General features: G+C 62.5%; 14 protein-coding genes. 3 read left to right on the top strand and 11 right to left on the bottom strand.

What is annotated here, in order from left to right; all coding sequences use genetic code 11:
- Positions 1-206: 206 nt before the first annotated feature.
- The 4 genes from BLT65_RS16610 to BLT65_RS16595 all read right to left on the bottom strand — a co-directional run bounded on the left by BLT65_RS16610 (position 207) and on the right by BLT65_RS16595 (position 4,613).
- Positions 207-1,571 carry an MFS transporter gene (locus tag BLT65_RS16610; protein ID WP_091779220.1) on the bottom strand — a complete coding sequence of 455 codons (1,365 nt, stop codon included), beginning with the start codon at positions 1,569-1,571 and terminating at the stop codon, positions 207-209.
- A 70-nt stretch (positions 1,572-1,641) separates the two neighbouring features.
- Complete coding sequence (locus tag BLT65_RS16605; RefSeq protein WP_007586401.1) at positions 1,642-1,980, bottom strand: NIPSNAP family protein; 339 nt, start codon at positions 1,978-1,980, stop codon at positions 1,642-1,644.
- An 11-nt stretch (positions 1,981-1,991) separates the two neighbouring features.
- Complete coding sequence (locus tag BLT65_RS16600) at positions 1,992-3,749, bottom strand: FAD-dependent oxidoreductase (RefSeq protein ID WP_091779218.1); 1,758 nt, start codon at positions 3,747-3,749, stop codon at positions 1,992-1,994.
- Between the two features lie 33 nt (positions 3,750-3,782).
- Entirely contained in the window at positions 3,783-4,613 is an 831-nt protein-coding gene (locus BLT65_RS16595; protein ID WP_091779216.1) for an SDR family NAD(P)-dependent oxidoreductase, read from the bottom strand.
- 145 nt (positions 4,614-4,758) lie between these two features.
- On the opposite strand from BLT65_RS16595, the gene BLT65_RS16590 reads away from it, so the two are divergent.
- Positions 4,759-5,652 carry a helix-turn-helix domain-containing protein gene (locus tag BLT65_RS16590; RefSeq protein ID WP_091779214.1) on the top strand — a complete coding sequence of 298 codons (894 nt, stop codon included), beginning with the start codon at positions 4,759-4,761 and terminating at the stop codon, positions 5,650-5,652.
- Between the two features lie 11 nt (positions 5,653-5,663).
- On the opposite strand, the gene BLT65_RS16585 is transcribed toward BLT65_RS16590, so the two are convergent.
- Positions 5,664-6,836, bottom strand: a complete 1,173-nt coding sequence (locus BLT65_RS16585) for a 4-hydroxybenzoate 3-monooxygenase (RefSeq protein ID WP_091779212.1) — start codon at positions 6,834-6,836, stop codon at positions 5,664-5,666.
- 219 nt (positions 6,837-7,055) lie between these two features.
- On the opposite strand from BLT65_RS16585, the gene BLT65_RS16580 reads away from it, so the two are divergent.
- Positions 7,056-7,412, top strand: a complete 357-nt coding sequence (locus BLT65_RS16580; RefSeq protein WP_042304241.1) for a BON domain-containing protein — start codon at positions 7,056-7,058, stop codon at positions 7,410-7,412.
- 29 nt (positions 7,413-7,441) lie between these two features.
- Here BLT65_RS16580 and BLT65_RS16575 read toward each other — a convergent pair whose 3' ends face one another.
- The 4 genes from BLT65_RS16575 to mprF form a co-directional block, all read right to left on the bottom strand.
- Positions 7,442-7,903: a (2Fe-2S)-binding protein gene (locus BLT65_RS16575; protein WP_091779210.1), complete on the bottom strand. Its 462-nt coding sequence runs from the start codon at positions 7,901-7,903 to the stop codon at positions 7,442-7,444.
- A complete protein-coding gene (locus BLT65_RS16570; protein ID WP_091779208.1) occupies positions 7,897-10,197 on the bottom strand; it encodes a xanthine dehydrogenase family protein molybdopterin-binding subunit in 2,301 nt (766 codons plus the stop codon). The genes BLT65_RS16575 and BLT65_RS16570 overlap by 7 nt, the downstream gene beginning before the upstream one ends.
- A 653-nt stretch (positions 10,198-10,850) precedes the next feature.
- On the bottom strand, positions 10,851-12,128 hold the full coding sequence (locus BLT65_RS16565; protein WP_091779206.1) for a virulence factor family protein: 1,278 nt from the start codon (positions 12,126-12,128) through the stop codon (positions 10,851-10,853).
- On the bottom strand, positions 12,125-14,719 hold the full coding sequence (mprF, locus tag BLT65_RS16560; RefSeq protein ID WP_091779204.1) for a bifunctional lysylphosphatidylglycerol flippase/synthetase MprF: 2,595 nt from the start codon (positions 14,717-14,719) through the stop codon (positions 12,125-12,127). The genes BLT65_RS16565 and mprF overlap by 4 nt, the downstream gene beginning before the upstream one ends.
- Positions 14,720-15,433: 714 nt before the next feature.
- On the opposite strand from mprF, the gene BLT65_RS16555 reads away from it, so the two are divergent.
- The gene (locus BLT65_RS16555; RefSeq protein ID WP_091779202.1) at positions 15,434-17,068 is read left to right on the top strand and encodes a tetratricopeptide repeat protein; all 1,635 of its coding nucleotides are present in this window, start codon (positions 15,434-15,436) and stop codon (positions 17,066-17,068) included.
- Between the two features lie 80 nt (positions 17,069-17,148).
- On the opposite strand, the gene BLT65_RS16550 is transcribed toward BLT65_RS16555, so the two are convergent.
- Together BLT65_RS16550 and BLT65_RS16545 are read right to left on the bottom strand one after the other, a co-directional pair.
- Positions 17,149-18,708 (bottom strand): DHA2 family efflux MFS transporter permease subunit, encoded by a 1,560-nt coding sequence (locus BLT65_RS16550; RefSeq protein WP_091779200.1) that lies wholly within the window; start codon positions 18,706-18,708, stop codon positions 17,149-17,151.
- A 76-nt stretch (positions 18,709-18,784) separates the two neighbouring features.
- Positions 18,785-20,089, bottom strand: coding sequence for an HlyD/EmrA/EmrK family protein (locus BLT65_RS16545; protein WP_091779197.1), 1,305 nt, complete (start codon positions 20,087-20,089; stop codon positions 18,785-18,787).
- Between the last annotated feature and the right edge of the window lie 15 nt (positions 20,090-20,104).

Raw genomic sequence — 20,104 nt, 5'->3', positions numbered from 1 at the left:
GGAACTGGCGGTGTTAGCCGCTTTCTTTTGCCTACTTTTCTTTGCGGCGGCAAAGAAAAGTAGGTGCCGCCCCGCACAGGGGCGACGCGTGAAGCACGCTAACAAAGCGCGGATGCCAGCGCAAACCCCAAAAAACCAAACCGACCGCGCCAAAAAGGCATAACGCGAATGCCACCGCAAACAAAAAACCACAACGACAAACCGCTTCACTCCACGGCTGGCGTCAATTCGGCCGCTTCGATTCCCGACGCCCGCACACGCCCTGCCACTGCGAAGACACCCAAGGCAGCGATCATCGCAGGAACCGCAAGCAGACTGAACACCGATCCAAACTGCCACCCCAGCCCCATCAACGCAGCGCCAACGAGCGCACCCGCCACACCACCGATACGCCCCACACCAAGCATCCACGCAACGCCCGTAGCACGCCCTTGCGTCGGATAGAAGCTCGCAGCGAGCGCCGACATCGACGTCACAGCGGACGTCACGACCGTACCCGTCAGAAAGATCAGCGTGCCGAGCCAAACCTGGTGCCCAAGGCCGCGCCCGACGAGCATGACCAGCACCGCAGCCATGACATACGTACACGCAATCACGCGATTCGCCCTGAACCGATCCATCAACCAGCCGACACTCAGATTACCGAGCACACCACCAAGCGGAAACAGCGAAGTCATCAACGCTGCATTTTGCCCCGAGAACCCAGTGTCCTTGAAAAGCGTGGGCAGCCAGTTAGTCAGCAGGTAATAGATCAACAGCCCCATGAAATACGCGAGCCACAGCATCAGCGTGTCAAAACGGAAACGCGACGAGAGCACCACGCGCAATGCAGACCCACGATGCTCCGCGACCTGCTCACCCGTTACGAACCGGCATTCGCCGAGACGCACATCCTTTGCGATACGCGAAAGAACCCGTGCGATACGCGCATCGCCGCGCTTCCTCGTCACCATGAATTGCGCGGATTCAGGCAGCAGCAGAATGAGCACAAGTGTCAACACGATCGGCCCAACACCGCCTGCAACCAGCACGCTATGCCAGCCGAAATGCGGAATGAGCCATGCGGACGCGATACCGCCAATCGCAAGTCCGCATGAAAAGCCGCAGAACATTGCATTTACGGCGACCGCGCGAATTCGGGCCGGCGCGTATTCGGACATCAACGTGACCGCATTGGGCATCGCGGCGCCGAGTCCGAGTCCCGTCATGAAGCGCAGCGCCGTCAACGATTCAATCGAATCCGCGCGTGCCGCAGCGAGGCTCCAAAGGCCAAAGAAAAACACCGACAAAACCAGCACCGTTTTGCGTCCAACGCGATCAGCCAGCGGCCCCGCACCCAATGCGCCAATACCCAGGCCGACGAGCGCAGCGCTCATCACGGGCCCTAGCGCCGCCCGCGAAACGCCCCAGTCCAGCACCAGCGAAGGCGCGATAAAGCCGACTGCGGCCGTGTCGAAGCCATCGGCTGCGACGACCAGAAAACAGAGGACAAGTATCGTCCATTGAAAAGGCGAAAAGCGTTGGCCGTCGATGAAGTTCTGCACATCGACCGTGTGTTTGGGCTGCTGCATTGCGTGTCTCCTTGAATGCGTCTGATGCTTCTCGCGCATATATGTGATGTCGCTGCCTGTTCTTTTTCTTCTATCGCAACGCGGTAAGGCTTCTGAATTCGACGCGCCGGATAATCCTGCTTTCCTGCGCGACGATCAGATGCGCCGATGCCTGCAAATAAGCGGGCCATTCCGGGTCCGCGTCGCGCGCGGTGCGGCGCTGGTCATAATCGCCGATGCTCTCGTAGCCCCACAGATGCACGACCTGGTTGAGCGCGCCGATATCGCTCATATAGAAACCGACCGGCGCGCCGAGGTACTTCAATTGAATGGGCATCGCGAGACGATCGAATACTTCGATAAATTCCGCCATGCCGCGCGGCCGGATCGTATAGATGCGATGGTCGATAAAAGGTTTGCCGCTACTCATGGTTCTGTCCTCTATACCGTTTCGGATTGGCGCTTCGTTTGCGCGTTCGTCGCGTTATCCGCAATACCCGCAAGGCGTCGTCCCGTGATGTAGCCGAAGGTCATGATCGGGCCGAGCGTGATGCCCGCGCCTGGATAATTGCCGCCCATCACGCTCGCGCGGTCGTTGCCAACTGCGTACAGCCCGTCGATGACGGCACCGCGTGCATCCAGTACTTCTCCCGTGACAGCCGTGGTGATGCCGTCGAAGGTTCCCAGGTCGCCCATCACGACTTTGAGCGCGTAATAAGGGCCGCTGCCGATCGGCGCGACGCATGGATTGGGCTTGCATTCGGGATCGGCGAGATAGCGGTTGAATGATGTCGAACCGCGCCCAAACGCGGGGTCTTCGCCGCGCGCTGCGCTTTCGTTGTAAGTGCGTACGGTGGCTTCGAGCGCCTCGGCCTCGATACCCGCGCGTTGCGCAAGTTCAGCAAGCGTGCGCCCTTTGACGAGATAACCATTGCGCAGCAGCGGCCCCAATGGCACCGGCGCCGGCTTTGCGTATCCAAGCCCATACTTGCGAATCGTCGCGTGATCGCAGATCAGCCACATCGCCGTATCTTTCTCGCCGCGACATGCCTCGATCATCGCCGCGCCAACGTCGTGGTACGAGTTCGCTTCGTTCGTAAAGCGCTTGCCCTTGCGCGTCACGCCGATAATGCCTGGCTTGTAGCGATCCAGAAGATGCGGAAACACACCGAACGTGCCGTCGCGCATCGGCACGCGCGATACGGGCATCCACGCAGCGGGCTGCGGATAACGTATGGGTACCTGAGCGCCGACGCTTTCGGCCATGCGCGCGCCGTCGCCCGTGTTGCCTTTCGGCACGGGCGAACAATGCTCGCCGCCGCGCATCACATGCGGATACGCCTTGGCAATGCGCGCGACATCGTGCGAGAAGCCGCCGCATGCAAGCACGACACCACGCCGCGCGGTGATACGCATCTCGCCTTGCGGACCTTTGACGATCGCGCCTGTCACGCGCTTATCCGAGAGCGTGAGTTCTTGCGCAGCCGTATTCGTGTGAATCGGAATGCCCAACGAAAGCGCTGTTTTCGCGAGCCGCGCCGCAAGCGCATTGCCGCTCGTGATTTGCACGCCGCGCCGGTAAAGCGCGAGATCCTTCAGGTGGCTCGCCAGGCGCTTCGCCACATAGGCAGCGGACTTGATAGAGCGCGTCGCATTGAAGAAATGCTTGAGGTCTGCATTCGACGAATTGAACATCATGCCGATGAACGTGATCGTCTTTAGCGGCGGACGCAGACGCACAATATCGTCGCCAAGTCCTCGCGCGTCAAACGGTGCAGCGACCACCGAGCGGCCAATATCGACGCCACCTTGCGCATCCGGGTGATAGTCGGGATAAAGCGTCGGTACGAACTTGACTTCCGTTTCGCGCTCGAAGAAATCGAGCATTTGCGGGCCGGTGTCGAGGAATGCATCCACGGCCGCTTCGTCGTAGAACGCGCCTGTTTCGTTGCGCATATACGTCTTCGCAGCCTCGCGCGTATCGTTGACGCCGTTCGCGCGCGCGTGCCGGTTGCCCGGTATCCACAGCACGCCGCCCGAGAACGCAGTCGTGCCGCCGAAATACGCTTCCTTTTCGATCACGACGACATCGAGCCCGTGCTTGCGCGCCGTGATCGCCGTCGATAATCCGCCTGCGCCCGAACCGATGACGAGTACATCGCACGTCAACGGCGCAGGTGAATGGGTGTTGGAATTCATGGTAACTGTCTCCTGCCGAATGTCTTTTTGTCTCTAGCGCGCCGGGTTGGCCTTTGCGTCATAACCGGGTCGCGGCACCAGATCCATCAGCATGCATTCCAGTCCGCCGTCGACGACGAGTTCCGTACCGTTCACATAGCCCGCACGCGGGCTCGCAAGAAAGGCGACCACTTCCGCGATATCGACCGGCTCGCCGATGCGGCGGTTCGCCGTCATCGCGCTGCGGCGCTGTTCGACATCGCCTTGTGCGTAGAAAGACGCCGACAACGGCGTACGGATCATCCCCGGGCAAACCGCGTTGCTGCGCACGCCACGCGGTCCCCACTCGGCCGCGATCTGCTTCGACAGCATCGCAACGGCTGCCTTGCCGGGGCTATAGGCACCGCTCCAGGTCTGCGGATGATGCGCAGCCACCGACGCAACGTGAACGATGCTGCCCGCGCCTTTGCGCAACATCGCGCGTCCGAACGCCTGCGAGCACAGCATGTAGCCGGTGAGGTTGACTTGCAGTATCGCGTTCCATGCATCGAGCGCGATGTCTTCGATGCCACCCGGCCGCAACAGCCCCGCATTGTTGACGAGCACATCCGCAGCGCCGAGTTTTTCTTCGACGCTTGCCGCTGCCGCTTCAACGCTTTTCGCATCGCCGATATCGCACTCAAACGCAAACGCTTCGATGCCGTTCGCGCCGAGTGTCTGCGCGAGGTCTTCGCACTTTCCTGCTTCGCGGTCCAGCAATGCGAGACGCGCGCCGCTTTCACCGAGCACTTTCGCAATCGCACTGCCTATACCGCCCGCTGCGCCCGTGACAACACAGACCTTGTCATTCAGAGCGAGCCATGCACCGCCATTTTGTTTAGTCATCCCAACCTCCATGTACTGTTCTTTATCGACGAACCCCGAAAAGGTCCGCTCGGTTCATGGAGAAAAGTATAGGGACGCGCCGCTCGCCGAGATTGGACAAAGAGCACGCATCGCAGGACAATCCGTACACGGCAGAGGAAAAAGCATGAGGAAAATCCCTAACTACGATTTGTACGGCGAATCCGCGCGGCCGCCGTGGTTCGACGCCTTCAATTTCGAGTGGATTGCCGAGCGCAGCCGCCCCAACGACTGGCATATCGCCGCGCATCGGCATGACGCGTTGCTACAGGTTCTGTACATTCGCAGCGGCAGCGGGCATGTCGTGATCGAAAGCGAGAAACACGCGCTCGCGCCGCCGTGCATCGTCGTTTTGCCCGCGCAAACCGTGCATGGTTTCGTGTTTTCGCCCGATATCGACGGGCTGGTGATTACGGCTGCGCAGCGCGCGCTGGAGTCGATTTCGAAGGCGGTGTCGCCGGGTCTACTGCCCGTATTTCAGCGCGCTGCCGTGATTCCCGTGAAGGCGTCAGCGGGCGACGACACATTGATGCCGCTCTTCACGCTGCTCGAACAGGAATACCGCGGCAATGCACGCGGTCATATCGCTGCGGGCATGTCATTGATGATTGCACTTTTCGTGCAAGTGTCGAGATTGGGCGATGCCGCGGCGATGCCCGCGACGAGCGCCGTGGCCGACCGTCGAAGCGGGCAGATCAAGCGCTTTCGCGAGCTGGTTGCCGCGCATTTCCGCGAGCATCGGACTGTCGAGTTCTACGCGGAAAGGCTCGGCATTACGACGGCGCAGCTAAGCCGCATTTGCCGCGACGAACTCGGCCATTCGCCGATGTCGCTCGTGAATGAACATCTGATACGCGAAGCACAGCGCGATCTCGTCTATTCGGGCCTGACGATCAAACAGATCGCGCACGCGCTCGGTTTCGAGGACGCGGCGTATTTCAGCCGCTATTTTCGCAAGCAGACGGGCGCGACGCCGAAAGAATTCCAGGCCGCCGCGCACACCGATCTGTCCTTGAACTGATTGCAGGCCGCTTATACCGGCACCGCGCCGACATAGTTCTCAGCCATCGAAATCGCCGCGCTGCGCGAGGTCGTCACGTGCTCGAGTTCCGCGACCTGCAATTGCTGTTCGAACGGCGACGCATCGTCGAGACGGTGCATCATGCGCGTCATCCAGTACGAGAAATGTTCTGCGCGCCAGATGCGCTTGAGCGCCGTTTCGCTATAGCTATTCAGCAAATCGTTGCGGTCTTCCTTGTAGAACGCGCGCAATGCGTCGGACAGAATGCGCACGTCGGAGACGGCCAGATTCAGGCCTTTGGCGCCCGTCGGAGGCACGATATGCGCGGCGTCGCCGGCAAGGAAAAGACGACCGTGCTGCATCGTCGTCGATACGAAGCTGCGCATGCCCACAATGTTCTTCTGGAAGATCTTGCCTTCTACAACCTTGTGGCCGTCGTCAGAGTCGACGCGCGCGTGCATCTCAGCCCAGATACGATCATCGGACCAGTTGTCGGCGGTATCTTTCGGATCGCATTGAAAATACATGCGCTGCACATTCGGCGAACGGGTGCTGACGAGTGCAAAGCCGCGCTCGTGGCGTGCGTAGATCAATTCATCCGATGAAGGCGGTGCTTCGACCAGAATGCCGAACCAGCCGAACGGATAGACACGCTGATAATCGCGGCGCAGTGCTTCGGGAATCGCATTGCGCGAAATGCCCTGAGAGCCGTCGCAGCCAATGATGAAATCGCATTGCAGTTCGTGCGCCTCGCCTTGATGGCGATACCGGATAGTCGGCGTCGTACCGTCGATATCGTGCAGCGACACGTCCGACACTTCGAATTTCAGCGCGCCTTGCGCCGCCACTCGTGCCGCGACGAGATCCTTGATGACTTCGTGCTGCGCATACACCGTGATCGCTTTGCCTGTGAGATCGGTGAGATCGATGCGGCGGCGCTTGCCTTCGAATGCGAGCTCGAAACCATGATGCAGCGCGCCTTCTGCTTTCATGCGCTCGCCCACGCCTGTTTCGGTGAGCAGATCCATCGTGCCCTGTTCGAGCACGCCTGCGCGTATCGTCGATTCGATCTGCTCGCGGCTGCGCGATTCGAGCACGACAGAATCGATACCTTGCAGATGGAGAAGATGGGAAAGAAGCAGTCCAGCGGGACCGGCGCCGATGATGCCGACTTGAGTACGCATAGGTGTCTCCAGGATGCGTGGTGCGTGTCTTTGATGTGGGTCAAAGTGTGCCGTCGGCGCCTCTATCGAGCAACGCAATAGCGTGAATAAGCGTTATCTAAATTCGAGATAGTAGATGGATGCGGGTTTTCCCTGAGAAAGCAAACGCAGCTTTGGTGGAAGCGGATTGTTGGCTTATCTTTACTGAGCGGTCCCACAAGCAAACAAGGAGAAGCAACCATGAAGATCCGCAATGTCCTGACGCTGCTCGCCGTCATCGGTTGCGTCACGCTGACGTCGAACGCGTACGCGCAAGCCAGCGATTCGATGTCGATGGCCTCCACACCGGCGGCGCCTTCAAAGAAGGCGACACCTGCAGACAAGAAGCTCGGACGCGATGTGCGCAAGGCGTTGTCGAAGGCACCGGGCTTCAACGTATCGAACGTCTTCGTGAAAGCGCGTGGCGGCGCGGTAGTGCTTTCGGGCAGCGTCCCGGATGGATCGCAGATTCCGCAGGCAGCGGAAGTGGCCAAAGGCGTGCCCGGCGTCACGTCGGTCAGCAACAAGCTGACGCTGTACTCGCACGGAAACAACTAGACGGTTGCGACAGGCGAGACGGGGTAACGTCACGTTCGTTTGGCTTGCCCCGTCGCTTCGAGAATCGCCTGCCTGATGCGCGGATAGGTGCCGCAACGACAAATGATGGCGTGCATCGCGCAGTTTATTTCCTTCACGCTCGGCGTCGGGTTGCGCTGTATGAGCGCGCTTGCGGCCATCAACTGCGCGCTCTGGCAATAGCCGCATTGCACGACATCGACATGCGTCCACGCTTCTTTCAGCGCACGCGCTTGCGTCCCTTGCAGACCTTCAATCGTCGTGACGTGGTTTGCGCCGATATCCGAGAGTTTTTCCTGACACGAGGTCTTCGCCTCTTTGCCGACGTGTACGGTACACGCGCCGCATACCCCGACACCGCAGCCGAACTTCGTCCCCGTCATTTTCAGTTCGCAGCGCAAGACCCAAAGCAGCGGTGTCGCGGGATCGGAGTACACATCCATTGTCTTGCCGTTGATGTTCAGCTTCAGCATGTTGCGCCCCCGGGATACAGCTTCATGTTCAGCGGCAACGCGTAGCTGCGCGTGCCCGTCAACGCGAACAACGCATTCGCGACGGCAGGCGCGACAGGCGGCACCGCAGACTCGCCGACGCCTTGCGGATGGTTTCTCGACGGCATGATCTCGACGGATATGTCGGGGCACTCGTCCATCCGCACCACGTCGAACTGGGTATACAGGCCCTCTACGACTGCGCCGTTAGCGAGCGTGATTTCTTCCTTGAACGCAGCGGAAAGCCCGAACACAATCGCGCCTTCCACCTGCTGACGGATCAGATTCGGATTCACCGGCAAGCCACAATCGATCGCGCAATACACGCGATTGACCTTCACAGTGTTGTCCGCTTCGAGCGACACATCCGCGACTTGCCCGACCACGCTGCCGAATGCCTCATGAAGCGCGACACCCCGTGCATGTTTGACGCCCTTGTCCGACCAGACGGCGGACGCTCGCCAACCCGACATGCTCGCCACTTTCTGCAACACGGCGAGATGACGCGGATGCCGCCTCAACAGACTCGCGCGAAATGCAACGGGGTCCTTGTGCGCCAACACAGCCAGTTCGTCGATAAAGCTTTCGATAAAAAACGCCTGATGCGAATGCCCGACCGAGCGGAAAAAGCCGACGGGCATCGGCAATTCGATCACGCGTTGCCCGATCCACACGTTCGGCATTTCATAGGGTTGATCGAACGCGCCTTCAGAAATGGTCTTGTCCAGGTTGAGGCCGAGATCGGGAATGCGATAGTTGCGGGCCAGCCACTTCGCGACGACCGACTGGCTCACCGACGTGTTGTGCCACGCAACCAGCTGTCCCTGTGCATCGAGTCCCGCCCTGAAGCGCGACAGACACGCGGGACGGTAGAAGTCGTGTTGCATGTCCTCCTGGCGCGTCCAGAGCGTTTGCACAGGACGCCCGTCCGCTTCACGCGCGATCGCGACGGACTGCACGATGAAGTCGACTTCGAGCCTGCGTCCAAACGCGCCGCCCGGCATCTGCTGCTGCAAATCGACATCGTCCGTGCCGATGCCGAGCACCCGCGCGACATGCATGCGCGCGACAGCGGGCACCTGTGTCGCCGCCCATACCGTTGCCTTGCCGTCTTTCACCTGCGCCGTGCAATTGACGGGTTCCAGCGGCGCGTGCGCGAGATAAGGCGCGCGATACGTTGCCTTCCACGTATGCGCGGCATGGCTCAGCGCGTCTTCGACGTCGCCATGGCGATACCATGCGTGGCCTTCGCTTTCGTCGAGCGCCTGCACGAGCCGCCGGTCGACCTCTGCGTTGGTCAGCCCTTTGGTCGGCCCATCGTTCCAGTGGATCGTCAGCACGTCGAGCGCGTTCATCGCGATGAACAGGTTGTCCGCGATCACCGCGACGCCGCCCGTGCCGCCGTTGTAGGCATCGACGGCCAGGACCTTGCGCACGCCGGGCAATGCCGCAGCCGCCGCGCCGTCGAAATCCCGAACCGTGCCGCCGAGCGTCGGACACATCTTGATGCTTGCGTAGAGCAGGCCATCGGGCACGACGTCGATGCCAAAGATCGCGCTACCGTCCATCTTCGAAGCGGCTTCGATGCGCGTCAGCGGCTTGCCGATCAGTTGGAACGTGTCGGGATCTTTCAGCGCGGGATTGCGCGGCAGCGGCTGGCGCGCGGCCTCCATCGCGAGTTGCCCGAACGACGCGCGATGTCCCGCGTCGTGTACCACGATGCCCTTTTCGATGCGGCAATCGGCGGCTTTCACGCTCCAGCGTTCGGCCGCCGCTGCGATCAACATGGTCCGCGCGCACGCGCCTGCTTCGCGCATCGGTTGCCAGAGATCGTTGATGGTCGACGAACCGCCTGTCATCACCGTGCCGAAATCGCGCGCGAGCTTGCGCGTGAGCCATACCGCGAGTTCCTTGACGACGCTGTCGTCGTCGGGACGAAACGGCAGATCGCCGATCACGCTTTCGACGTTGTTATAGATCTGGTCGAGCGGCGCATTGGCGACGCGGATATCCGCCCAGTTCGCATCCAGCTCTTCCGCGACGAGCATCGCGAGCCCCGTATGCACGCCCTGGCCCATCTCCGTCCTGCACATGAGGACCGTGATGGTGTTGTCGGCGGCGATCTTCACGTAGCCATTGAGCGCCGCTTCGCCGGGACGCACCGGCAACGGTTCCGCCGCGACGAGCCGCTGACGCGGCGGCAGCGCCGACCAACCGACCACCAGCGCGCCGGCCAGGCCCACGCCGCCCAGCAGGAAGGTTCGACGCTTCAGCATGGCATCTCTCAGAGGAATCCAGCATGGACACCAGTAAAACGCACCAGCCGCGGCTCAACTGAAATGGCGCATTCGAATACCAGCGTCACGTCGCTTCATGAGTCCGCGTTTGCCCGGTTCGACAAGCGTCAGTCGATCCCGTCAAAGATCATATTAGTGCGCGTTCTGAATTTCGCCGCATTGAATGAGCAGGAATACAGGCTGAAAAGATTGCGAAGAAGCGGCAATTCGCGCAGTGCTGACCCGTGCAAAGCGGTCGCAAAGCCTATGTGAAGCGCAATAAACGCATGCCGTCAAAAGGCATTTAAAGCCTGCTAAGACAAGGCTTTAGCGTGTGCCGACGCATATGCTGCGCCGCAATTCGAGCGCAGTGGCATATCGCTTGCATCAATGATCGCCACAAGCGCTGTGTACGACGACCGCCTGGTCTCGGCAGTCGCACAGGGAGAAGGAGATGCCTTATCTGATCGGTTGGTTGCTAGGTGTGCCGCTTATCGTCCTTGTGATTCTGTATCTGATTTTCCACTAGGACGCACAGCGATCGCGGTCATTGCGACCGCATCTTTTCAGCAGAACCGCGCCTGTCTGCGGTTCATTGCAAGGGCGGCGACTGCGCATTGATTGACGCACAGTCGCCGCACTGCTTTCCAGCATCAGGTTCCGCCAGCCTGCTTTTTCAACGCGCCGAGAATGCGTTTTTCGAGCGCGGCATAGTCGTGTCCGAAATGATGATCACCGGAAGTGCGGATCACTTCGACGCCCGTCTTCGTGAGCGTCGGGCACAGCGTGTCTTCCTCATGTTCGCCGTAGAAGCACTGCACGATCTTCGGCGGCAAGCGCGCGAACTCGGGTTGCACCTGCAGCGCCTTGTCGCTTGCAGGCATGCCGAGCCAGCCCGTCACGCGAATCTGGAAGTCCGCGGAAGGCGCGAAGCCGAGCAGCGAAATCAGCGAAACCTTCGCGCGCACCGCATCGGGCAAGCGGTTGTACGCGAACGGCATCACGTCGGCGCCGAATGAATAGCCGATCAGCGCGACATGATCCGCATGCCAGCGCGTCGTATAGGTTTTCAGCACGCGCGCGAGATCGTTGCTCGTCTGCTGCGGCGAGCGCTCCGACCAGAAGTAACGCAGGCTGTCCCAGCCGATCACGGACACGCCATCCTTCTGCAGTTCCTCGGCGATCGTCTTGTCGAGATCGCGCCAGCCGCCGTCGCCGGAAATCACGATCGCCATCATGCCCGTCGGATGCGCGGCGGGCAGTTCGATCAACGGCAGATCCGAGACGTCCTCTTCTTTCATTGCGGCGACGCGCAGATGCGGGCTCGTCAGCTCGACGATGCGCTGCGTGCCAGCCGATGCGTTCGCGTCGGTTTCGGCAAAGCCCGGCAGGCCGGGGCCGTGCGTCACGGTCGGGTCCGGCGCGCACGGGTTGAAACGCTTGTCGAGATCGCGTTGCCCGGCAACGGATACCGCGCCCGCCACGGTGTTTTCAGGCGCCTGCTTCAGCACTTGCATCGCGAGCGTCGCGCCCTGGCCCGAACCGGCGACGATCGGCATGAAGTAGCGGTTCGACTGCACCTGCCGTTCGAGTTGATGGCTCACGGCTTCGGCATCGCCCACCAGCTGATGACACGCTTCTTTCTTCGCAGCGAGATTCGCCGCGTACTTCGCGGTATCGACACCAACCACCATCGCGCCGTTCTTCGCGAGCGCGTCGGCGGCCTGCTGGTCCGCCGGGTTCCAGCCGCTCTCGCGCGAGAACAGCACGACGAAGCCACGCACGTCGCCCGTGGGCTTGGTCACCGTGACCTGGCCGTATCGGCCGCCGGACACGGTCTCATAGGCGTGCGCCGTCGGCACGACGCCTGCGAGCGAGCACAACGAAACACTCGCCAATGCGGCGAGCCGGTAAAACTTTTGCATGATCATGAACGCCGGCCCCCTGCCAGCAGCGAAAGGTCCGCGAGCGTGAAGAACACGCCGACAGAACCGGATGCAGCGAGATAGCGCGGTTCCCATTGAGGCTGGAATTTGCTCTTGAAAGCGCGCAGTCCGCGAAAATTGTAGAAGCGGCCGCCGAAGCGCCACACGATGTTCGCGAGCCGGTGCCAGCGCGACGCGAGCGGCGTCGGCGACATGCCCGAGAACGGCGCGATGCCGAGGCTGAGCGAGCGAAAGCCCGCGTGCTTCAAATGCAGCGCAAGCTGCGTGAACAGATACTCCATCGCATACGCCGAAGCCTGCGGCACGTGGCGCATCACGCCGACGGTGGCCTCGGTGTTGAGGTCCGTCGTCATGAACGTGACGAATGCGACAGGCGCGCCGTTCTGACGCACCAGCATCACCGATTGCGCAGCGAGATAGTCTTCCGTGAACGCGGCGACCGAGAAGCTCTTCTCGCGCGCATCGCGGCTGTCGAGCCAGCCATCGGAAATCTCGCGCAGCGTCGCAATCGATTCGGGCACGCGCGCCGGCTCGAGGACTTCGACCGCGAAGCCATCGCGCTCGCCGCGCTTGAGCGCATAGCGCAGATGCGCGCGGTGCGAGCCCTTCAGATCGAATTCGTCGAGCACGACATGCGCTTCCTCGCCGAGCTTCATCAGCGTAAGGCCGGCGTCGAGATAGAGCGGCAACGCATTCGCGCGCACCTGATAGAACGCCGCGCGGCCGCCGTGCGTATGCGCGAGCGCGACGAACTTGCTGATCAGCTCCGCCCATTCCGCGCGCGGACCAACGGGGTCATGCAGCGCCGCCCACGTGCGGCCGTACTTCGCGTACATCAGGAACGCCTGGCGCGACTCGGAAAAGAGAAAGCTCTTGTCGCCCATCAGCGCGAGGCCCGCGTCGCTGCGCTCCTGCGCGCGGAAGATACGCGCGGCGTCTTCGAGGTCCTGCTTGACGGGCTTCACGAAGCGGCCCGCAGCGGGTCGCAGCAATTGCCAGAAAGCGAACGTCGCGGCAAACAGGCTCGCGGCGAGCGTCGCGCGCAACGCACGGGGCGCGCGCTCGTCGAATGCGAATTGCCACCACAGGTCGCGCGTATAGGCCACGTCGCGGAACGCAAACAGCATCACCCACACGGCGAGCATCAGCACCATCGCCACCGAAACCAGCCAGCCCGCCGTGAAGGGCTCAGAGAACAACGACGAGCGGCGATTGAAGCGCGAGCGCGTCGCGATCAGAAGCACGATCAACGTCGTCAGAACGCCGGCTTCGACGAACGCGAGACCCTTGGTCAGCGACAGCGCGAGACTCACCACAGCGAGACCCAGCGTAAGCCACCATGCGGCATCGAGACGCCGCGACAGACCACGCGCGACGAACAGCAACGCGACGCCGACCACGCTGCACAGCATCTGCGAGCTTTCGAGCACCCACAGCGGCACGAGGTCTCGCAGGATCGCGATGCGTTGCCAGAACGCGGGCGTCGCGCTCGAAATCACCAGCATGCCGCCGACCACGAAGGTCACGAGGCTCAGGAACAGCGGCGCGAGTTGCGAAACAGTAGCCGCGTGATGCAGCGGCAGGTGCTTCTTCAGTGCGCGTCCTTCGAAACCGGCCAGCAGACCCGCCGACACGATCAGCGGCAAACCGAAATAGATCGCGCGGTACGCGAGCAGCGCGGCGACCATCGAATGCGTCTGCACGCTGCCGCCGAGCGCGAACACCATCGCCGCCTCGAACACGCCGACACCGCCCGGCGTGTGGCCGATCAGGCCCAGCAGCATCGCAGCCGAATAGATCGTGATGAACGACACGAAGCCCACGTGCGCATGCGGCAGCAGCGCCCACAGCGCGAGACCGGCTGCGACGACGTCGAGCACGGCCAGCAGCACCTGCTCGACGAAATCGCGGCGCGCGGGCACGTCGAACGCCAGCCAGCTCCAGCGCGTGCGGATCTGGCGTGTCTGCTTGCCGCAGGCGAGTGTCAGCAGACCGAGCACCGTCAGAAGCGCCGCGCCGCCCCAGGCGAGCGCGCCCGTCGGGCTGTGAAGCATCGGCGCGAGCGTGTGCGCGTCGCACAGCATGCCGAGCGCGGTCATCAGAACGAGGGCCAGGGCGAGCGAAACGCTCGTGAACACCGTCATGCGGCCGATTTGCGCCGGCGTCACGTCGGCGACGGCATAGACGCGGGCGCGCACCGCGCCACCCGTCAGCGCGCCGAAGCCGGTCGCGTTGCCCAGCGCCGAGCCCGCCGTCGCGCCGATCCACAGCGCCGCGCGCGGCACGGCCTTGCCGATGTACCGCAGCCCGACGGCATCGCGCCCGACGAGGGCGATATAGCTGAGGATCGTCGCGCCGAGCGCCGCCGACCATTCGCCCGCCGTCAGATGCCGCAGATGGCGGATCACCGAGCGGTAATCGACGGCCTGCGACAGGTGCTGCAGCACGATCAGAAGCAGCACGCAGACGCCGAGCGACAACGCAGGCGACAGCACGCGCCGGCTGCCGGCCACGGCGCACGCTCGCTGAAGCAGCGCGGCGGCGCGGCTAAAAAAAGAACGGGGAAGGTCAGACATGGATGAACCCGGGTAATGCCTGATGCAGTAGCAATGGTCTCGTTGCTATGGCATCGAATGAGGTTGGATTTCGGAGCGCGCCGGACGATCGTTACAGCCGTCCTGATCTCGCCTTTTCAACTCTTTACAAATGGACAACGGCAATTTGCCCAAAAGGTTGACACCGGGAGCAACCCGGAGGCGATTATTTGCAGTTTTCGCTTAAGAAATCCTGATGTAGCCGATGATCGATCGGAAATTGAGTTGAATCGTCCTGTGGGCCCGGCGCGGCGCGGCTCACGAGCGTCACGCCGCTCCGCGCGGCCGCAGGCCGCATGGGCACTCGCTTTACAGCCGGCGCGTTTGCGTCGGATGTACCGGCTGGTACAAACCCTGACGGCATTCGTCTCACATTCCAGCTATTCGAGCCCGGACGCACGATACCAGATTTGACCTTGCGTTTAGCTTTATCGAAGATTCAACCGCCTTTCGTCGCCCTACGGTTTGCGAACGGACGCGCAGTGCAAACCGGCTGTTTCGCTTCATATTCGGCGAGCGAGCCGCCTTCGACATGACGGGCGCAATCCGACTCAGTCGCGCCCGTTGGTTGGCCGCGAACCAACATACTCCACGGCCTTTTCCCGCCCCTCCTTGCACTGCAAGCGTCTGACGAATTGGCATGTTCGATGCGTAGTGACAGGTTCGCCAATCGCAGCGCGCCGCAAGGAGTTCCGCATGAAGCCCTTCGACACCCCGCTCGCCTCGTTACTCTGGGCTGTCCGGTTCCTGTGCCGTCACGTGTTGTATCTCGGCATCGTCGTGCCGCTGATCCTCGTCGCCGCGTTTTATCTGGGGCCGCGTATCGTCGCGCTGTGCGGCGTGTGGTTCGATCCGCTGACGCTCGTCCAGCCGATCGAGGTCTCCGACGATTTCAGGCGACAGGGCTACACCGATCAGACCTTGCAGCACCTGCTCGTCGATACGCTCAGCGACGTGCGCAAGGAAGCCGAATCCGTCACGCCCGCCAACGACACCGAAAACGTGCTCGCCGAGTTCAAGCTGCCCGACTTCACGGTCCCCGGAACAGGGCTGTCGGTGCGTCCGCTGATCGAATTTGCGCGCACGCTGCTCAAGCGCGATTCGTCCGTATATGGCAGCGTCGTCGGCTCGCCGTCGTCGTTTGCGGTGATCCTGACGCTGCGCGACCCCGATGGCCGCACCGTCGCGCTCGGCAACGACGTGCCGCCCGACACGGGCGCGAAGCCCAACGTGACCAACGAATCGCTGGCCATGCGGCATGCGCTGCGTCAGGCCGCCACGACGATCCTCCAGCATCAGAGCCCGCTGCTGCACGCGTCGTATCTGACGCAGATGGAGCAGAAGCGCTGCCTGCAAGGCAATGCGCCATGTCAGTTCGACGACGTGCGCGAGCGCTTCGCGCAGATCGCGGCGGGCTCGGGTCGGGACGCGTCAGGGGCGTCGAGGGAAGAGGCGGCGTGGGCCATGCTCGCGCTGTCGAAGCTCGACACCTATGCGCGTGACTACGAAGGCTCGATCCGTCACGCGCGCAGCATCGTCGACATGAGCGAAGAACTGCATTCGTGGAAGCGCGTGCGTCCGTGGGCGTATTACAACTGGGGCGTCGCCCTGATGGACATGGGTTGCTACCAGCAGGCCGCCGACGTGCTCAGGCGCGCGGTCGAACTGCACAACGACTACGCGCCCGCTCACAACGCGCTGGGCCGCGCATGGCTCGCGCTCGCGCAAAGGCCGGCGCTCGCGGGCGCGGCGTCGCAAGGACATGGCGACTATCGCGCGGCGGCCGTACGCGAACTGAGGCTCGCGATCGAGAAGAATCCCGGCTACCAGGAAGCGTATGTGAATCTCGGCGATGCGCTGCGGCTGCCATCGATGAAAACGGGCCTCGTGCCAGCGGCAACGCTCGATGAAGCGCGCGACGCGTACCGCACCGCCGTTGCGCTGAACATCGACGATGGGGGCCGGGCGTATGAGCGGCTTACGACGCTGCGCGACAGCGCGTTTGTGAAGGTCGCGGCGCGCATCACGCGCAGCCGTGCGCAGTGCGCGACAGGCATGGCGCGCTCGCTGCTCGAATCGTGGGGATGCAGCGACGCGCAGATCGAAGCAGGCGCGAGCAAGGACGCGCGCGACATGCAGCCTGCCGCGATGCATGCCACGGCGAGTAATCAAACGTGCAGCAAGCCCGAACTGACGCTGCCCGCCAAAGGCACGACCGGCAACATGAATAAAGCCAATGACATGATCGAAGTGAAGAACACCAACGAGACGCCGAAGCCGCGCGATGCCGATCCGAGTCACCGCGCCATCGCACAGCAGCAACGCGGTTGAACGACGCGCGGCTACGTTAGCGAAAGAAAGGCCCCGGCAGCATCTGCATGCCGGGGCCTTCTTTTCTCAACTGGCAGTACTCAGTGCGCGCCCGCTGCCGCTGCGCCACCGCCGCTGCCCTTGCGCGGCTTCGTCAGCCAGATCAGCGGAATGATCACGATGAAGATCATCGCCGACAACCAGAAGATGTCGTTCAAGCCGAGCATCGCAGCCTGCGCATTGAGCGATTGCTCGAAAAACGCTCTGGCCTGATCCATGCTGCCGCCGAGCGTCGCGTGAATGCTGGCGAGCGCGTTGGTGTAGCCGGGGTTGTTCACGCTCGACTGTTCCGCGAGTTGCGCGTGATGCAGGATCGTCCGGTTGTTCCAGCCCGTCGAGATCAACGACGTGCCCACGCCGCCCGCGAAAATCCGCACGAAGTTCGACAGGCCCGCTGCGGCGGGGATCTTCTCGGCAGGCAGTCCCGACAGGATGATCGCGGTCAGCGGCGTAAAAAAGAGCGCCATGGGAATGCCTTGCAGCAGCGTCGGCACGATCAGGGTATAGGGATCGACGCCCGTCGTGTAATGCGAGCGCATGATGAACACGCCTGCGAAGCCGAGGAAGGCCAACGTCGCGAGCACCCGTGCATCGGACTTTGGCATGACCTTCGCCATCACGGGCGCGAGCAGCACGGCGAAGATGCCAAGCGGCGCGGTCACCAGACCCGCGTCCACCGAACGATAGCCGAGATAGCCCTGAATCCACTGCGGCAAAAGCACGAGGTTCGCGAAGAACACGCCATACGCCACCGAAATCGCAATCGTCCCGCCACGGAAGTTCTGCCCCGCGAAGAGCCGCAGATCGACGATCGGGTTCTTTTCCGTGAACTCCCAGATCAGGAAAAAGATAAAGCTGACGGCCGCGATAGCCGTGAGCGTGCAGATCACGGGCGAGTTGAACCAGTCGAGATCCTTGCCCTTGTCGAGCATGATCTGCAGCGATGCAACCCAGACGATCAGCGACAACAAACCGACCTTGTCGATGGGCAACTTGCGCGTCAGCGATTCGCGGTCGCGGTAGAGCATCCAGGTCACGCCCGCAGCGAACATGCCGACGGGAATGTTGATATAGAAGATCCATGACCAGCTATAGCTGTCCGTGATCCAGCCGCCGAGCGCGGGGCCCGCAATCGGGCCGACGGTCGCCGTCATCGCCCACAGCGACAGTGCCGTCGAGCTTTTCTCCTTCGGGTACGAAGCGAGCAGAATGGCCTGCGAAAGCGGCGTCAACGGTCCCGCCACGAGGCCCTGCAGGATACGCGCGGCCAGCAGCACCACCAGGTTCGGCGCGATGCCGCACAGCCACGACGAGAACACGAACAGCAGGATCGAGATCACGAACAGCTTGATCTGGCCGACGCGCTGCGTGAGCCAGCCCGTCAGCGGAATGGCGATGGCATTGGCCGCCGAAAACAACGTGATCACCCAGGTGCCTTCATCGACGGAGACGCCGAGATTGCCGGAGATAGTGGGAATCGCAACGTTCGCGATGGACGAATCCAGCACGTTCATGAACGTCGCGAGCGCGACGGCAAGTGTCGCGAGGACCAGCTTGCCGCCTGTGAACGGGGCCGGTGCGGTTTGCGTCGAGGGATTCATGGCGCTTTCTTTGTCTGACCTGTCAGTTACTTGAACGAACGAGGACGCGCTTTGGCGCTGCGTCCTCCGATGCGGCTTAGCCCGCGCGCTGCGCCGCGGCGCTCTTGTCGCCTGCTTCGCGCTTCGCGAGCGGCCGCGACGCGTCACGCGGCGACACCATGTTCTGCGCGATGATCCTCTCGATCTCGGCATCGGCCTGCGCGCCGTATTGCGCGAACACATCCGTGCGATACGTCGTGTTCATCGCGGCGCCGAGTTGCGGACCCGCGTTGTCGCGCGTGTCGACATCGACGTCCATCGACAGGCCGATACGCAGCGGATGCGCTTCCAGCTCCTTCTGGTCGAGCTGAATGCGCGCGGGCAGGCGCTGCACGACCTTGATCCAGTTGCCCGTTGCGTTCTGCGCAGGCAGCGTCGCGAACGCGCTGCCCGTGCCCGCCGAAAAGCCGACCACGCGGCCGTGATACTCGACCTTGCCGCCGTACACGTCAGCCGTCAGCGTGACAGGCTGGCCGATACGCATGTTGCGCAACTGGCTTTCCTTGTAGTTCGCGTCGACCCACACGCCGTCGAGCGGCACGACGGCCATCAACGGCGTACCCGGCGACACGCGCTGGCCGACCTGCACCGAACGCTTCGCGACATAGCCGGTGACCGGCGCGGGCAGCGTGTTGCGCGCGTACGAAAGGTACGCGTCGCGCACCTTCGATGCGGCGGCCTGCACGTTCGGGTGCTGGGCGATCGTCGTGTGGTCGGTCAATGCGCGGTTCGCTTCCGCCTGCTGACGCGCGGCGTCGAGCGCGGCTTGCGCGGCGTTCACGGCGTCGCGTGCATGCGCGATGTCTTCAGCGGAGACAGCACCTGTGCCCGCGACCGCCTGGCGGCGGCGCAGATCATCCTGCGCGCGCGCCAGGTCCGATTGCTTCTGCGCAACGTTTGCCGCGTAGAAGTCGTTGTTCACGTACAGGCTGCTCACCTGGCGCACCGTCTGTCCGAGCGCCGCTTCCGCGTTGCCGAGCGCGATTTTGGCATCGGCGTTGTCGAGTGTCACGACCGGGTCGCCTGCCTTCACGATTTGCGTGTCGTCGGCGTTCACGGCGATCACGGTGCCCGTCACTTGCGGCGTCAGTTGCACGAGATTGCCGCTGACGTACGCGTCGTCGGTGGTCTCGTGGTAGCGCGCATAGGTCATGTAGTACGCGCCGTAAGCCGCAGTCGACACGACGACAGCCACGCCCAGCAGCGAGAGCAGCAACTTGCGCTTGCGCGTGTTGGGTTCATTCGCTTTGACAGCTTGCGCCGGTGCCGCAGTGGACTTCGCATCGGGCTTCGCATCCGGCGCTTGCGTCGTTTCGCGCTCCGGGGTGTTGATTTCGCTCATTTCTAGTTCTCCAGG

It is taken from the genome of Paraburkholderia steynii (genome assembly GCF_900100565.1).
In the GTDB taxonomy this organism is placed as follows: domain Bacteria; phylum Pseudomonadota; class Gammaproteobacteria; order Burkholderiales; family Burkholderiaceae; genus Paraburkholderia; species Paraburkholderia terrae.
The sequence above is the reverse complement of the archived record's forward strand: the minus strand, read 5'-3'. Positions and strand labels throughout refer to the sequence as shown.

Excerpts from the sequence above, each read along its gene's own strand:
- BLT65_RS16585 (WP_091779212.1), bottom strand. The coding sequence starts at position 6,836 with ATGCGTACTCAAGTCGGCATCATCGGCGCCGGTCCCGCTGGACTGCTT.
- BLT65_RS16575 (WP_091779210.1), bottom strand. The coding sequence starts at position 7,903 with ATGCTGAAGCTGAACATCAACGGCAAGACAATGGATGTGTACTCCGAT.
- BLT65_RS16545 (WP_091779197.1), bottom strand. The coding sequence starts at position 20,089 with ATGAGCGAAATCAACACCCCGGAGCGCGAAACGACGCAAGCGCCGGAT.
- BLT65_RS16550 (WP_091779200.1), bottom strand. The coding sequence starts at position 18,708 with ATGAATCCCTCGACGCAAACCGCACCGGCCCCGTTCACAGGCGGCAAG.
- BLT65_RS16605 (WP_007586401.1), bottom strand. The coding sequence starts at position 1,980 with ATGAGTAGCGGCAAACCTTTTATCGACCATCGCATCTATACGATCCGG.
- BLT65_RS16595 (WP_091779216.1), bottom strand. The coding sequence starts at position 4,613 with ATGACTAAACAAAATGGCGGTGCATGGCTCGCTCTGAATGACAAGGTC.
- BLT65_RS16610 (WP_091779220.1), bottom strand. The coding sequence starts at position 1,571 with ATGCAGCAGCCCAAACACACGGTCGATGTGCAGAACTTCATCGACGGC.
- BLT65_RS16555 (WP_091779202.1), top strand. The coding sequence starts at position 15,434 with ATGAAGCCCTTCGACACCCCGCTCGCCTCGTTACTCTGGGCTGTCCGG.
- BLT65_RS16580 (WP_042304241.1), top strand. The coding sequence starts at position 7,056 with ATGAAGATCCGCAATGTCCTGACGCTGCTCGCCGTCATCGGTTGCGTC.
- BLT65_RS16565 (WP_091779206.1), bottom strand. The coding sequence starts at position 12,128 with ATGATCATGCAAAAGTTTTACCGGCTCGCCGCATTGGCGAGTGTTTCG.
- BLT65_RS16600 (WP_091779218.1), bottom strand. The coding sequence starts at position 3,749 with ATGAATTCCAACACCCATTCACCTGCGCCGTTGACGTGCGATGTACTC.
- BLT65_RS16570 (WP_091779208.1), bottom strand. The coding sequence starts at position 10,197 with ATGCTGAAGCGTCGAACCTTCCTGCTGGGCGGCGTGGGCCTGGCCGGC.
- BLT65_RS16590 (WP_091779214.1), top strand. The coding sequence starts at position 4,759 with ATGAGGAAAATCCCTAACTACGATTTGTACGGCGAATCCGCGCGGCCG.
- mprF (WP_091779204.1), bottom strand. The coding sequence starts at position 14,719 with ATGTCTGACCTTCCCCGTTCTTTTTTTAGCCGCGCCGCCGCGCTGCTT.